13 protein-coding genes are annotated in these 15,621 nt (G+C 49.6%); 9 read left to right on the forward strand and 4 right to left on the reverse strand.

What is annotated here, in order from left to right; translation table 11 throughout:
• The first annotated feature begins 454 nt into the window (after positions 1 to 454).
• From AB7M25_RS25105 to AB7M25_RS25120, 4 genes are all read left to right on the forward strand, one after another.
• Positions 455 to 739, forward strand: a complete 285-nt coding sequence (locus tag AB7M25_RS25105; RefSeq protein ID WP_454238115.1) for a hypothetical protein — start codon at positions 455 to 457, stop codon at positions 737 to 739.
• Positions 736 to 1,008: a DUF3077 domain-containing protein gene (locus tag AB7M25_RS25110; protein WP_454238116.1), complete on the forward strand. Its 273-nt coding sequence runs from the start codon at positions 736 to 738 to the stop codon at positions 1,006 to 1,008. Before AB7M25_RS25105 ends, AB7M25_RS25110 begins: the two co-directional genes overlap by 4 nt.
• Positions 1,005 to 3,911, forward strand: coding sequence for a DUF927 domain-containing protein (locus AB7M25_RS25115; RefSeq protein ID WP_454238117.1), 2,907 nt, complete (start codon positions 1,005 to 1,007; stop codon positions 3,909 to 3,911). The genes AB7M25_RS25110 and AB7M25_RS25115 overlap by 4 nt, the downstream gene beginning before the upstream one ends.
• Positions 3,912 to 4,003: 92 nt before the next feature.
• Positions 4,004 to 4,846: a chromosome segregation protein SMC gene (locus AB7M25_RS25120; RefSeq protein ID WP_454238118.1), complete on the forward strand. Its 843-nt coding sequence runs from the start codon at positions 4,004 to 4,006 to the stop codon at positions 4,844 to 4,846.
• A 367-nt stretch (positions 4,847 to 5,213) separates the two neighbouring features.
• Here AB7M25_RS25120 and AB7M25_RS25125 read toward each other — a convergent pair whose 3' ends face one another.
• From AB7M25_RS25125 to AB7M25_RS25140, 4 genes are read right to left on the reverse strand one after another with little or no spacing between them, the layout of a single operon-like run.
• Positions 5,214 to 5,951 carry a hypothetical protein gene (locus tag AB7M25_RS25125; RefSeq protein WP_454238119.1) on the reverse strand — a complete coding sequence of 246 codons (738 nt, stop codon included), beginning with the start codon at positions 5,949 to 5,951 and terminating at the stop codon, positions 5,214 to 5,216.
• Complete coding sequence (locus AB7M25_RS25130; RefSeq protein WP_454238120.1) at positions 5,935 to 7,077, reverse strand: hypothetical protein; 1,143 nt, start codon at positions 7,075 to 7,077, stop codon at positions 5,935 to 5,937. The genes AB7M25_RS25125 and AB7M25_RS25130 overlap by 17 nt, the downstream gene beginning before the upstream one ends.
• A complete protein-coding gene (locus AB7M25_RS25135) occupies positions 7,064 to 9,346 on the reverse strand; it encodes a sensor histidine kinase (RefSeq protein WP_454238121.1) in 2,283 nt (760 codons plus the stop codon). The genes AB7M25_RS25130 and AB7M25_RS25135 overlap by 14 nt, the downstream gene beginning before the upstream one ends.
• 15 nt (positions 9,347 to 9,361) lie before the next feature.
• Positions 9,362 to 11,125, reverse strand: a complete 1,764-nt coding sequence (locus AB7M25_RS25140) for an HsdM family class I SAM-dependent methyltransferase (RefSeq protein WP_454238122.1) — start codon at positions 11,123 to 11,125, stop codon at positions 9,362 to 9,364.
• Between the two features lie 1,086 nt (positions 11,126 to 12,211).
• Here AB7M25_RS25140 and AB7M25_RS25145 point away from each other — a divergent pair.
• The 5 genes from AB7M25_RS25145 (at position 12,212) to AB7M25_RS25165 (ending at position 15,603) form a co-directional block, all read left to right on the forward strand.
• Positions 12,212 to 12,934 carry a Cthe_2314 family HEPN domain-containing protein gene (locus AB7M25_RS25145; RefSeq protein ID WP_454238123.1) on the forward strand — a complete coding sequence of 241 codons (723 nt, stop codon included), beginning with the start codon at positions 12,212 to 12,214 and terminating at the stop codon, positions 12,932 to 12,934.
• Between the two features lie 304 nt (positions 12,935 to 13,238).
• Positions 13,239 to 13,568: a hypothetical protein gene (locus AB7M25_RS25150; protein WP_454238124.1), complete on the forward strand. Its 330-nt coding sequence runs from the start codon at positions 13,239 to 13,241 to the stop codon at positions 13,566 to 13,568.
• Positions 13,569 to 13,706: 138 nt separating this feature from the next.
• Positions 13,707 to 13,838, forward strand: a complete 132-nt coding sequence (locus tag AB7M25_RS25155; protein WP_454238125.1) for a hypothetical protein — start codon at positions 13,707 to 13,709, stop codon at positions 13,836 to 13,838.
• Between the two features lie 103 nt (positions 13,839 to 13,941).
• Positions 13,942 to 14,130: a hypothetical protein gene (locus AB7M25_RS25160; RefSeq protein WP_454238126.1), complete on the forward strand. Its 189-nt coding sequence runs from the start codon at positions 13,942 to 13,944 to the stop codon at positions 14,128 to 14,130.
• A 114-nt stretch (positions 14,131 to 14,244) separates the two neighbouring features.
• Complete coding sequence (locus AB7M25_RS25165; RefSeq protein WP_454238127.1) at positions 14,245 to 15,603, forward strand: DUF6161 domain-containing protein; 1,359 nt, start codon at positions 14,245 to 14,247, stop codon at positions 15,601 to 15,603.
• Positions 15,604 to 15,621: the final 18 nt, after the last annotated feature.

A 15,621-nucleotide genomic window follows, 5' to 3' on the forward strand; every position in this document is an offset into this window, starting at 1 on the left:
AAAACCGCAAGCCATCAGCGCAGTTGCACTTTCGAAAAACGGACGTTACTCTCTGGCCGTCGCTGCAAAATCAGCGACCGGGTTTGACGGCCCGATCAACAATAGGCGCACAGGCGCCCCCATTACGATTGCAGGCGCTTTTTTTGTGCCCGCATTCCCGTTTTATGGTGGCTGTGCGTGGGAGACCTTCGGGTCTGCCGGGTTCCTATTGTCCCGGTCCGTCAACCTGCGCACAGCTACCACCCTAATTCGTTTGACGGCGGACGGTGGTAGCTCCTCAACAATAGGAGTTTCGCCACATGCACGCCCTCAATCCGTCCAAAATTCGCGCCGCTGCACACCGTGCAATGGCTCTCTCCGCTTTACACGCCAATTCCAGCCTCGCAACACGCCTCACCCGCTACAACCAACACATGGCCCAAGCCCGCGCTCTCGAATCCGCAGGCGGTGCCCAATGAACAGCCTCCTGAGTTGTGCCCTGCCCGAAGACCTGCTGAGCGTCAGCAAAACCGTCGAAGCCGGTGTGCCCATCGACGCCATCACCTGCGCCATTGAACGCGCTGATTCGGTCCTGACGCTGCTTGAGGATCATTTCGAAAACGAATCCTCACGCCTCGCTAACCACGTCATAGCCGCCGTCCTTTGGGACGTGCGCGGCACCCTCGGCCTGATCAAAACGCTCGCCTTGCACGGCGACACCACCTCGACTCCTGCCGTGCAGAAAGGCGGTGCGCTATGACCATGTCCACCACCCTTGGCCATGCCACCTTTTCCCGCGTCAACGCTACCGATCTGAAGCTGTTTCGGGTCAATGCCGGTATCCCCGTCGAGGATGCGCTGGAGATGGTGTCGCTGTTGCAGCATCACGCCAACCAGCTCACTTTCGACGCCGCCATGAGTGATCAGGGCGACCGTTTCAGCTGGCCTGCTCTGTACCTGGGCGAGATGGCCAAAGCGCTGATCGATGACATCAACGACGCGCTGTTTCTGCAGAGGGCTGACAAATGAGCCAACGCCCGAATAGCGACGCAAAACGTCCGAGCTTTGCCGACGTAAAGGCCGCCTCGCTGAAAGACATTGATCGTGCCCTGTCGCATTGGCTACCCAACGGCAAGCGCGTGGACGGCGGCAAGGAATACACAGCCCCGAATCCTACCCGCAGCGATAAGCGCGCAGGTTCGCTTAAGGTCAATTTGAGCAAGGGCACCTGGGCCGACTTCGCCACTGGTGATAAGGGCGGCGACCTGATCGATCTGGTGCGTTATCTGGACGGCGGCACTGACGTCGAGGCTTGCAACAAGTTGGCGAGCTTGCTGAACGTCTCGGCGGGCTCTGCCCAGCAGAAGCCAGCTCCTAGCAAAGCGAAAGCACCCGAGTGGATAGCCATTCAGCCGATCCCGGCCGAAGCCATGAACAAGTGCCCGACCAAACACCGGCAACACGGCGCGCCGTCCAAGGTGTGGATCTATCTTGATGCACAGGGCCAGCCACTCATGGCGCTCTATCGTTTCGACCTCGGCCCCGATGAAGACGGCAAACCGAAGAAAGTCTTCGCACCATTGACGTGGTGTCAGCGCGCCGACGGCCAAACTACACAATGGCGCTGGCAAGGTCTGCCGGATCCGCGTCCTCTTCTGCGCCTTGATCAACTGACCCAGCGCGCTGCCGCTCCGGTTGTTCTGTGCGAGGGCGAGAAAGCTGCCGATGCCGCCGCCGAACTGCTGGCCGAGTACGTGGCCACCTGCTGGCCGAACGGTTCCAATTCCTGGCACAAAGCCGACCTGACACCGCTCAAAGGGCGCGACGTACTGTTGTGGCCAGACAACGATGTCAGCGGCAAAGCCTGCATGGAAGCGGTCGCCGACAAGCTGCGCGAAATCGGCGCTGCCTCGGTCCGGGTCATCGCGCTGGACGTGTTCAAACGCAAACCCACGCTGAAGAACGAACACGCCGCCTTCGCCAAAGGTGGTCAATGGGACGATGGCGACGACGCCGCCGATGCACTCGCCAAAGGCTGGACAGTGGCCCATTTCACCGAACTGGAAAACAGCGGTGAACTGTTTGGTTTGGCTGTGAAAAAATCGGCAACGGAGCAGGCTGAAACCAAGCCAGAATCGAAGACGAAAATGGTGGCCAAGCGACCCGTAAAATCGAAAAATGACCTGATGCCTGGTGGCTTTCGCCTGACACCCGAGGGCGTGTTCTATGCTGGCGACGACGGCGAGGCACGCCCGGTGTGCTCGCCTCTAGCAATCCTTGCTCGTACCCGTGACGAGAAGGGTCACAACTGGGGCCTGTTAGTCGAGTTCGACGATCCGGACGGCACCAAGAAACGCTGGAACATCCCGGCGCGCACCATGACCGGTGACTTCGGCAAGGACGTTCTCGGCCCATTGGTGGACATGGGTCTGCGCCTAGCCGGAAGCCGTTCGGGGCGCTACGCACGCAACGACCTGCAGAGTTACCTTGGCGGCTTCGACAGTGCGCAACGGGCACGACTGGTCACCCGTTTGGGTTGGCACGACAGCGCCTTTCTGCTGCCCGAGCAGCAGGTCGGTGCGCACGCCGAACACCTGCACTTCTATGAGGCCGGTGCTCAGCTTCCGCCCATCAGCGAAGCGGGCACGCTCGAACAGTGGCAACAGCAGATCGGCGCGTTGTGCATCGGCAACCATCGCTTGGCGTTTGTCGTTGGCGTGGCGTTCGCGGGTCCCCTGCTGCATATGCTTGGGCATGAGTCGGGCGGCTTCCACCTTTACGGCGACAGCTCAGGCGGCAAGACCACTCACCTGCAGGTTGCCGCTTCGATCTACGGCGGCCCACGCTTGGTGCGCTCATGGCGCTCCACCGATAACGCGCTGGAATCCATCGCCGCCGCGCATTCCGACGGCCTCCTGGTACTAGACGAGATCGGTATGTGCGATCCGCGCATCATCGGCGAGACGGTGTACATGCTCGGCAACGGCACCGGCAAGGCACGCGCCAATGACCGGGGCCAAGCTGGCCGACAGGTTCAGGAGTGGCGCTTGCTGTTTCTCTCCACCGGCGAGAAGACCTTGGCCCAGCACATGGCCGAAGCGAACAAGGAGCTGAAAGCGGGCATGGAGGTACGCATGCTCGCCGTTCCGGCTGATGCCAGCAAAGGCCTCGGCATGTTCGACGCGCTCAACGGTTTTGAAGATGCGGCAGCACTATCCGACGCGCTCAAGGCACGGGTGGCAAATTACTACGGCACTCCGCTCACTGCCTTCCTGACGGCACTGTGTGAACCCGGCAAGCGTCACGGCTGGTCGGCCATCCTGCGCCGCACGCTGGAAGGCTTTATAGCCCAATCGCTCCCGGCATCCGCCAGCGGACAGGCACACCGAGCTGCGGCTCGCTTCGGCCTCGCGGCTGCAGCGGGCGAACTGGCCACCGCGATGGGCATCACCGGCTGGCCTGATGGGACCGCCACCACTGCCGCCCGCGTGTGCTTGAACGCCTGGCTACACGAGCGAGGAGGCACCGGTAATTTCGAGGGTGATGCGATCTTGGCGCGGCTGCGTCAGGTCATCGAACGCTTCGGTGAAAGCCGCTTCACCCGCTGGGAATCAGCGGCGGCAAAGATCGACGAACACGGCCCGCGCACCATCAACCGCCTCGGTTTTCGCAAGACGCTCGAACACGGCATGGGCGACACCATGCACACCACCAACACCTATTACGTGCTGCCCGAGGCGTGGCGCTCCGAGATCTTCCGGGGCATGAACATCAACGCAGTGAACAAGGAACTGCTGCAGCGTGGTGTGCTGGAACCGGCAAGCGACGGCAAGGCATCGAGTCTGGTCCGCTTACCCGGCCTCGGCCCGCAACGCTGCTACATCGTGAAGACGATTCCGGGAACGGATGAGAGCGAGGCTCGGGCTGCCTGAAGGCATCTCCGCTGATCGAGGTAACGCCGGCTCATTCCCGGCCTCGCCAGCCGTTCAACCAACCTAGAATCTAATTTCAAAGAGACAGTCAAATGAATGAACTTCAAGAACTGAAAGACCTACACGAACAACTGTCAATTGAGATGGAAAGTCTCAAAGCCGCACTCGCTCCCTATGAGGCGGCACTTGAAAGCCCTGAAACTATCCAGCAAGGCCGGGAACGCGAAGTTCGGGATCAGTACAACGATCGGAAAAGGAAGATCGACTCACTGGATCTACAGATCCATATGCTTAATCGGAAAATCCATCGTCGTGAAAACCTCGCGAACCGCAAAGCCCTGATGGCCGACTACCTCGAGGCCATGGCGAACTGGAAAGCCGACGAACAGGAGCTCAATGAAAAACGCCAGAGTCTGAGCACTCGTCTGGACGAAATTCGCCAGCAAACCTTTGACGACATGGCAACGGCGCGCCGGGCCGAGACGGAGGCGGCGACAGCCTATGCGCAAGCGGTCGCCTGGGGCGATACAGAGGGCGAGAAGAGCGCCAACGCAGAAGCGCAGAAGGCCGCGAAAAATCTCGCGACCGCGACCGAACACCACCGTCGCCAACAACTGATCATCACGGCCTTGGAGCAAGAGTTGGTCACAGTGGATCAGCACATCACTGAGGCTCAGGAGGAGCACAGTAAGATCGAGAAAAAATCGCTACAGCTGGCGCATATGGCTCTAGAAGAGAAATGGAACGAGGCGGCTCAAGCGTTGCTCGACGTTGGGGGCAAGCTATGGGCCGCCTACAATCTAATTGACCGGGATCAGGTGGGGCTTTTCAAACTAGTCGTTCCAGAAGAAGGAGAGAACTTGGGTAATTGGAATTGGAACGATCTTGCTGACAGAGCCAAAGAACACAGCATAGAAGCTTTGCTGATGATGTAAACGCCTGCCTCATCTAGAGCAGCCTGTGCATGCAGACTGCTATCAAACTCAAGGACAAATAACATGAGTGTGTGCTCTCAGAGAAACTCGAAGCAATCCGATGCCTTAACGGCCAGAAAGGTATACCTGACTACACTTTTGAATGTCATTGATGACCGTTCAGACAAAACAACAAAAATACAAGCACTTACTGTGAATGCGATAAAAGCAGAATTAACATTTATCACTCACAAGCTAACACGTCAAAACTAATACCGAACGGAAGCCCATTAACTTCCGCTGCTAATTAACACAGCAAAAAATCGCACCAGTGCGATTTTTTGCTTTCCGTCAAATACAATCTCACAAATTGAAACCCAGGTAGAACCTATATTAAATGAGGCCAAAGACTTCTAACATAGTCAGACTCACGCCCCGTATTCCACCAAGACAACATATTTTCTATATAAGGCTTTAGATATTTATCTTGAGCCTCACTTAAACGATTACTATAGTCCGGCTTATCCCTCAGCTTCTTCCAATGTACCCCCGCAAAATTAGACAAAACAAAGTCAATCGCAAGGACTACATCCATTGGAGGATGTCCTATACGGGGAGAAGGAAGTATTAGAATGCCGCCATGATTACCACCAAGCGGAGAAAGATTCTTACCCCCATACTGAAAGTGGTACAAAGGATGTGCATCCTCCGGCTCCTCATCTTGGCCATCGTCAGAAACGATGTGCTTATCAAAATGCCAAGAAGACAAGTAAGCACCATCATCGGTAGCTACAATGATGCTAAATTCGAGCAGCTTAATTAGATCAGAAAACTCATTCGAACACTTACCTTGGATTTTAAAATTCATTACAACATGCAGATAATCACCAACCGTATTGGGAATTACCTTTTGAGGCGTCTTTACTCTAAAACGAAGATCATCAACTTGATAACCCCACGACTCACTTCCATATGGCTTTGAACTAGTGCACATACTAGCCGCTTGAAAAATCGGGCCGATATCAAAGCAAACCTCACCGGCATTTCTTTCGAGCACGCCCCCAAGCAGTCTTAGCTCTGCAGCCAGCTGTTTTCTAAACGAATCAGGCTTACACTTTTTTGTCATTTTTAAGCCTATCCATAAGCTGTTTGAATCGCTCTACCTCCAAGGGATCAAGGCTCCACTCAGTCTTCCTTACCCGATTTAGTACTGCATGAGCGGAGACGTAGCGGCTATCTTGCCAAGCATCTTGTCGCGAAGTATTAATTTTGAAGCCGTCCACTGGGTCCAATGGGCGCTCCATTGCAACGCATAATGTAGAATATCTACTACTATAACTTTCAGCTATGGGAGTAGCGGCCACCAATTTAATACCTAGTTTTTCATTCAGTACCGATACTCGCTCAGCAGCAGTATACTTTCGCAGAGAGCCTTTATGCGAGACCAATTCAGCCCAGAATGCTTCAATCCGGTGCATCCACCAACGAGGCCACGCCTCATGAAATACACCGGAGTAATAACATCCAGTCAACTTCTGAATTAGCTCACCCCACTGAGCGCCAGATTCACCGATGTCAACGCCGAGTCGCGACGCGAGCATAAGTTCACTTATTAATACACCTTCAGAGCGAAGCAAAGTATTTACCACCTTGCCGGCTAACTCATAAACAGCTTTACCCTTAAGATAAGAAATGAGACGAGGATCTAAATAATCCCTGTCCCCGTCAACCAAACCAATAACGACGTCGAGCGGAATAGGGTTCCCCTCACTTTGTAACTTTGTAAGCTCCTGGTAACCTACTGCCAGTGTAACCAACTCTGATGACACAGTTTCATCCAAGGGGTGTCTACCATCGTCCTTGGCATAAACAGCGTCAAACAAATCATGTGAAGAGCTATCTGGAGCATATGAATGCACAATATTGTCATTCATCGACCACAATACAATTGGAAAGCTTGGCAGTTCACCTTCTGCCATACGTGTGCGCAACTCTTGGGCGAGTGTTGGGCCGCGATAATAAACACGATTACCCTCAGAGTCTAAATCTTGATCCAACCGAAGATCGACAAGTAGTCCGAAGCACTGTCCTTGCGCAGCAAGCCCCTCTATTCGCTCAAACTGATGAACGAACTCTTGTGGATGCATACGTTCAAATTGCAACCCAGCATTATATCCACTCAACTGATCGAGCAGAGGCTGTATATATTGCTCCGGCTGATCATCCACGCACAAATATTTAACGCAAGTCATCTGGGATCTCCTCATCCGAGGCCCTTGGAAATTCTATTCGAATACATGTTGAAAAACCTTCAGGAGGCGTGGATATGTAAATATCACCACCAGCTTCTTCTACAATATCCTTTATTATTTTAAGCCCTAATCCGGACCCTGTAATGTGCACATCATCATCCGCAAAAGCATCGGCAGGCGTACTTGTTGTATAAAACGCATCAAATATTTTTTCTTTATTAGCGTCGGCTATACCGTCGCCATTATCGATGAAGTCTATGTAGAGCCTAGAACCATCAACTTCCCCAGCAACAATCAGGATGCTGCCCAAAACTCGGGCTCTATTTATAGCCTTTAGTGAGTTCGTGAACAAATTAAAAAATATTGATGCCCACTCTGATTTATGACTCGGCTTAACAAACAAGTCATAATCTTTCACATTGATCTCTAGCGACACAAATTGTCGCTTAAGCGCTGACGAAACGACCTGCTCGAAATCACTTAGCAAATCCCTCACTTCGTGAACACTAAGATTTCTTTGCGAGTTTTGCGTTACCGCCTTATCAAAATAACGCATATACGCTTGAAGAGATTCAATATTCTCCTGCAGCGTTTTAAAACTGTGGGCTTCTGGATTTGATGCAATAAGCTTGAATATCCCCGCAGAGAGGGCCGATAGAACATGCCTAGTCTCATGAGTAAACTCGCCAATAGTCAGACCAAGACTGGCGAGAACTCGCAACATCCCTACTTCCTCCAGGAGATTTTGAGTGTCTTTCTTTAGCAATACAATTTCTTCAATAATCTCTGTGGCATCTTCTTCAAGCCTGGCTTGCTCGGCAGGTTGACGACTGCCATGATTACTACTATACGTCTCTACGAGCGAAGTAATCTTAGTTGCAAGGTCCTCTACTCTATCTTTTGGAGCTTTGTTAACAGGATCATCACTGGCAAAAATCTTTTTACGGCGAGCATGTGCAATCTTAATTACGCCATGCATCAAAGACTTGTAAGTAAAGTCTTGTAGCTGAGAGAACGCAAGATTTTCAATAAGTCCTTCACGGCTTGCAGTTTCTTCGAAATTAGCACCATCCAAATCGGTTAACTGCACAAACCCTATGAAGTTAGAGTTCGCATGAGGAGGTAAAAGCTGTCTCAGCGCAGAGGAACGCTGCAGCCCCAGCCAATCATCTTGCGCTTCACCGTATGGGAGAACACGAAAGCCGTTTCGATATACTCTGATACCACCATTTTTCTTCAGAACGTTTCGGACTATATTTCGATAGCCGGCCGGCAAATCATCCTCAATAAAATAATGAGCTTGAAAACTTACCCCAGCAAGAAGTGTATAATCAATTACATCAGCATCAAATACTGTTTTAACTCTAGCATCTGAGAATAACCGCTCAGAATTTATATCAATATTAAATCGTTTTGAGTGTAGCGAGAAAAAAGGCACGCCCTGTTCATCAACGTATCCCGACAATATCGCGTGAGCATTATCTAAGATATTTTGCTGTTCACTAGCAATCAAAATTTCTTCGCCACAAATCTCCTCATAAAACTCCACACTAAATCCAGGGTCACCTTCTTTTTTATTAGGGGAAAAGCGCAGTGGCGTAGGCTGCAGGAGATCAGATATATATCGGTAAGCTCGCTGAATCTGTGCATTACTCCATGAATCTTTGAGATTACTAATGCTTAGCCTCGTTCCAACTGGCACATCTTTATCGACTCTGATCTGATTCGAAACCAAAATCAGATCACCAACCTCATCAAACTTATTCCAATCGATATCGATGCATATTCCGGTATCATCCTGCTCACGCCGCGTTGATAACTCTAAACGCATTCCTAGGCGCTGAGCTGAGAATCTACCTATCCCCTTTCTACCTGCTCGCTGTCGGGAGTATTTTGGAGAGCATGGATTATCGCTTTTATCCCTCGTAGAGATCCGCATAAAACCATTAATCAGCTCTTCACGACTCATCCCTAAGCCGTTATCAGTTATTACTAGTTCACCGCCGACCCGGTGAGTATTTTTGAAAACTGCCTTTACAATCTCAGCATCTGCATCATATGCGTTCTTAATAAGTTCAGCGACAGCAGTCTCTTGCTTAGAGACGAGTTCATGACCTAGCCTTGAAATATGACTAGCATCAACCGAAAAACGTACATTTTCTTTATCGAATTTTGCAATTTCATTTGCAAGGCTTAATATTTTATTATAATCAACATCATCCTCACCAAGTGCTTCAGCGAGATTTTCTTTTAGGCTAGCAATATCCATACTGTGTAGCTCCCGCTAGAAAACATTTAGATCGACGTTGCCCTTGCGATGTTCACGAGCAATTTGAAGAGCTCGCTCAAGCTGCATGAGCTCATCATCAAAATTTACCTTTATCATTTTTGCTAAAGCTAAGTCAGCTATTTTACGCGCACCTAACTCGTCAGGAGGATTTCTAGACAATGCTTTCTGAGCCTCTTTGAAAGCGCCATTGACTACCTCATTATCGACGACATCAGGATATAAAAGCCTAAGTTGCAGAGCATCTTTTGGTTCAAGCTTCAAAGCACCAGAGCCACAAGGGCGACCGATAATTTCAGCATGAGTCTGAGTGAACGTAGAAAGAATAGATAAAGCTATAAGCTTCAACTCAACACTACTTAGTCTTTCCCTCAAAAACATTCTATGCACAGAGTTCGTACAGTTCACCCTAGCGCCATTCAATACAAGCCTAGGACCATTATGCGTTAAAAAGGTAAAAAAACCATCCGGAATTCTATTATCATCTGGCCGATGCCAAACTGTTCTCTTTTTGTAAGTTGCCAACCCTCTTTTTTCTTCAGGGTAGCGACTCAAATACAAAACAACCTCTGAGGAAAGATCAACACTGGCCGTATCTAAAAGTAGACATCTAACATTAGATTCAACCAAAGACTCTGCTTGCGCTTTCGTCAGATTTATTCCTGCTATATCTTTTATTTTCGGAACAACAAATTTGTAGAAGCGCCGATCAACACCAAGCTCCTTCCAATCATTTAGCGTCCGAATGAAAAATTTTGTATCCCCAGTTACTATTCCAATATTTATAGTTGCCACATCACCCAACTGAATACTTGGGAGCTTTTCATTCAAAGAAAAAAAACTATCTGTTGCAGAACGACCTATAAAAGACCCGACACCCACACTATCAAAATCGTCAAATTTACAACAATTAAGATTCCACTCACCGAACAAACTTGGAAGACCAGAAAGTAACGGTGAGTGAGCAATTTTCACAACACCTTGCTCAAAAGAGGTTTCTCTATATCCCTCAGCGAGCAAAATAACTGTTCTTTCTTCTGCACCTTCAGCTATAAAGATTCGCTCGGCAAGCGAAACGACCAGACATCGGTCAAAACGACTCTTCAATATTTCATGTATTTTCTTGGAGTAATCAGCTGAAAGAAAACTACCTGGCAATACGAATGCCAGCCTCGCTCCGGGTTTAAGAAAACTGAGACTGTGAATAAAAAAATAAACCCAAAGACTTGACCGTGCTTCCAACTCTACGCCACAAGTTTCCTTCCACAGCTCTACTACTTTTCGCTGCTCAGGTCCAATTTGTGAGTTCCCAATATACGGAGGATTGCCAATTACCACATCGGCCTTTCCCACACAGAAATTTTCATGACTCAACAGTAAAAAATCTTTTAGTAAAAAATTACTCGCACGCGAACCTATATTTAGCGAGTCAAGCTTCACGAAAGCATTTTTATCGATATCACATCCATATACACTTTCTAGCGGATCACCTGAGCCTAGATCTGAAAACCGAGATGCGATTTCTTCTAAGAAGGTACACCCACCAAAACTTGGCTCTAAAACCACATCATCTTTCTTTTGAATTGCCCACGAGCACAGCAACTTACTCAGATAGCTTGGGGTATAAAAGGCGCCAAGACTTCTCCTCCGCTCTTCGCTATTTAATAAGCGCACCTCATCAAACTGAAGAGACTCATCGACAAGCACAGAATACCCACCCAAAAAAAATAAAATGCGCGGGATAATAGCACCAGACTGCAAATAAGTAAATACACAAATTCACAAACTCTATAACACTTATATCCAAAACTTCTCTTAAAAGCATGAACAAACGGGCGCCAGAACATTTCCGGTGAAGCCTTGTCGCTTTACAACCTGCTAAATGACGTTTGCTAAAATGTATGCTCAGGAAACTTTTAAAGCGGCATGGAATACGCCTCTTGCAAGATAAAACAGGCCGATACACTTCAGGTTGTAACACGACCCAACTCTGTAACCCCACAGAACAATAGTATCCCGAATGAGTGTAACAACTAAAATATCTTTAAAAATCATTAGATTAGCTATGCTAGTAACACCTGTAACTTTCGTAACACGGCTTTTAGACCAAATACTCCCCCACTCCCCGTCAGCACGATCACCACCAGCGCCAACCCTGCTTTCATTCCGTTTTGGATTAATATTCGCACTCTCAAAATTGGTACTCCTCCCCCAGTAGAGAGCGGAGTAGTTCGCGACCGGAAAGCCACGCTGTCGTGTGAGCGATGTAAGTGCACAGCTTAGGCACTGAGGCACCGGAGACCCTGTCAGATTTTTATTAACGGTTCGTCGGAAACCCGCGTGGTCGAGTTAGCGGAAAAATGCCCTGCTTGGTGAACAGGTGAGCCGGGGGGAACTGTTTCCCCAGCACATTTGCACCTTGGATTGAGACGGGGCGAAGAAACCGCGCTTTCGTGTTAGCTGCTGGATTTTTCTAGTTGGTTGACAGGCTTACGTGGTTGGCACGCCTCATCGTGATTGACAGCCCTCCAGTATTCGCAATCAACCACACCGAATGCCATCCTTACAAAGACTGCAAAGATGTGCCTTTTTTCTTCGAGATCCTTTTCAATTTCAAGGTTGAAATTTCAGTAAGCTAGGGTGCCTGTCGCTACCATGATCCCGCGGGTTTCCGACCCCGTGTAAGACGAAAAGCGCCAGGGGCCCCGGCGCTTTTCCGCACAGAAACCCGTGACTCATCAAGGACCTGACCTAACTGCGGGGATCTCAGCATTGGGTGATCAAACAGTCCTGCTGACCGCGTTATGATCGTCCCAGAGAAGCTAGACAGATTAAGGAAGGTACGATTTGAGAGATACATCGACAGACAAAAACTTGGTAGATCATCCTAGCTTGGTTGTTCTTTTTCCCCACATGCACAGCTACTGCGCAAAAGGTCTAACCAATCATATTGAAGGCAAAGATCGCTTTCAGGTTTCAGCCATTGAGACCTACGCCACCGGAGTCTTTGCACGGGTTGATGAGCTAGACACCGCGTTGGTCTCCTTGCGCCTAGCGTGCAGATTCGTAACTGAGCTTGGTTCCGAGCCAACCCCGAGCCCAGCTATTTATCGTTACCACTATGAGAACTTCGTGCTTCGAGTAATTGGATTGGTGGATCGGGCACATCGACTGGTTGGGGCTTCTCTGCTGCTGCCCTCAGAAAAATATGAGGCGATGGGAGGAAATAGCTTTGTTCAGAAAGCCACAAAAACAGAGCACCCTGAATTGTATAGTGCTTTGGGCGCGGTAGCGGACGCCGTGAATAGCTACCGTGGGCCTAGAAATGAGTTGATCCACTCAAGCGCTTACTCTAGTCGTGAGCTGGGAATATTCGTGGGGATAGAGCAATTCAACGTGGATACCGGTTCGGTAGACGTGAACGAGCTTAAACGTGAGTACTCGTCGGCAGGAGCTGCCGAAATCGAGCAAACGATTGGACAGCTGGTGGCAACCCTAACCGCGTTACTGGACGAATTAGGCCCGGCCTTTTCCATCGCGCATAAGTTCAACGCCTCAAAAACGAATTGATAGTGTCGGCGCTTACCGTTAATTTTTATACCAACGCTCGTCTAGAATCGAGCAGCATGTATCCCCACGTGTATCCCAGCATGTCGAATCTCGCTACAAGACACGATTTATATGGAACGCACGAGTCTCCCTCGGGCACCAAAATTAAGAAAGGTCTTGCTTAGCAAGGCCTTTTTTTTCGCCTGCGAAAAAGTACCTGACACCCCACCGACTCGTAGGAGCCGGCTTGCTGGCGATGCTTTTGATCCGGCTCTTCTCTTCCACGCTACCCGCACTACGGGAACATTTCACAAGGATTCCCCCCATGGAATTGCACCTGGAAACCGTCGCCCTCTTCTCCCTCAAACTGGCTTACGAATCGGAAGGTCAGAGCCCGATTTTGCGGGATGATCTGGTGATGGGCGATTACCAGAGGGATGTGTTTGAGTTGCTGGTGCGGCGGGGGGATGTTGAGGGGATTCAGGTGAAGGTGGGTGAGTGTGTGGGGTTGGCGCTGGAGGCGGTTGGGGGTGTGGATAAGCCGTTGGGGCGGGAGTTGGGGAGGTTGGTGGGGGAATTTGCCAGTGTTCAGACCATGGAGCGGCTTGATGGCCCGCTCGTTGCGCTCAAGGATTACCTGAAAGACATTCAATGAATAAAGACGGGCGAACTCACCCGACATTAGTCGCCAAGCCTTATCCAATAATAAATCTGTCCCTTTTACCAATGGCATCTGCTACAGCGGGACGACATCGCCCTACTTGCTGCACCTGGTGCATATCACAAGGCGCTTTTGAGCCAGGCCCATGCGTTACGCCGAGCACAGGTCATCGATCGTGAAGATCTCAACGATCTTCTGGAGCAGGCGAATGGTGCCGAGGCCTACGCAGTGGAAGCATTGCTCGACGTGCAAAACGGCGATTAAATTGCAGGTAGATATGCATGTGCTTGTAACCCCCATGCGGCGACCGGGAGTGGCCCTCACTCCGCAGGAACGGCGCCGCTATCCCGCAATCAGGGGCAACGTAATGATGAACTTAGAAAACAGCGCAGAACTGGGTCGGAGCGCGAATGCTGCTCGCGTACAGGTCGGAATGCCAAAAGAACCAGATCCATTGCCACCGCTGCTGGATGCGACTCTGGCCGGGATGGCGGTGACTGGCTTTGTTTTAAGCGGCATTGAATACATCGACGGTTGCACCGACGCGCAATCCTAGTGGTGCCGGCTGGCATAGTCGCATTGAATGAGCACTTTGAGAGTGTGTGGCACCAACGTAAAGCCCCATTCAGCTATCATCGTCTGATTCATCACCAGGGAACGAGAATTACATATGGAAAAGCCGTCTCCGGTCACAACACTCATAAGTGGTAAAAAAGTAACATTTAAAAGTGAGGCAGACTTTCGGGACTATATACAAAGCGAAATTGATAATTGGAAATGGTTAGCTGACCCACAGAATGCGCACCGCAACCAAACTAATGAATTATACAACCTCTACTTTTTTTCCAAGTTAAGACCTTTACAAGACAGATTCGACCCGAACCACCCCCAATATAACGACTTCGTTCTGGGCAGCGAGGCTGACCCTTACCTTGAAAAAACAAGCAAGGAAGGATTACTAATCCAAAAGACTCGCGAGCATTATGGAAATATCGTTGCCGCCCTCTTATTAATTTATATATCCGAACAAAATAGAAAAATTGCCAGAACGAACAACGCAGCTCAGACTTTCGCCGACAATCCGCAACTTAGCTATGAAAGAACGCTAGCAATTCAAATCGCGTTAGCAGGCACTGACGTTTCGGGACTCATCGGAAAATCAAGAACACAGAGACTTGACAAAATACTAGAGAAATTTTCATATGACGCAGATATCTGCCTGACAAATATAAACACTCAAGAATTGAAATTTGAAGAACAAGTCAAAGAAAAAACTACAGAAATAAACAGCAACGCATCCGCTATACAACGATCATTTAAACGAAGAAATCGCGTATATAGAGTCTATGCAAAAAAATCAAAAGAGGCGGCGAGCCATTCGCTGGAAGAAGCAGAGCAACGGTTGGCTTCCGCTAAGGCTGCCTACGATGATCAGATAGACCTTGATGCTTCGGTCCAGTATTGGATTAAGCGAAGGAAATCTCATTCAACCTTTAAGGTTCTATGGTTTGTTGCCGTAGTCTTGTGCATGATCATTACATTCGCTTCAATGCTTACATATTACAGCTATGGCGGTGCAGCGGGCCTCTCAAAATACATGCATGCACAAGCAGAGAGGGAAACTATTCACCCAACCACACAACCATCTATTAATGCCGTCACCCCCATTCAAAAATCTGAACAACAGCTTTTACTTGGGCATACCAGCTCAGAACTATCACTCGCGATAGCAGACCTTGCAGGAGCCGCACTACTTATCACCCTGCTTGGAGTACTAATAAGAATTGCACTTCGGCAATTCAATACCCACTCCCACTTTGCTCTTGACGCCGCAGAACGGATCACCTTCACAAAAACTTATCTAGCCTTATTAAACGAAGGAAAGCTTAAGGCCGACGAAGACAGGCGATTGATACTTGAAAGCTTATTCAGATCATCACAACCTGGAAGCTTAATAGAGATCCCATTTTCAAGCCCCATTGAACTGATACTTAAGGCTCTAGCGGACAAAAAATCTCCATCCGTGTAATCGAAAAAACCGATCAGA

Source organism: Pseudomonas sp. AP3_22 TE3818 (genome assembly GCF_053628995.1).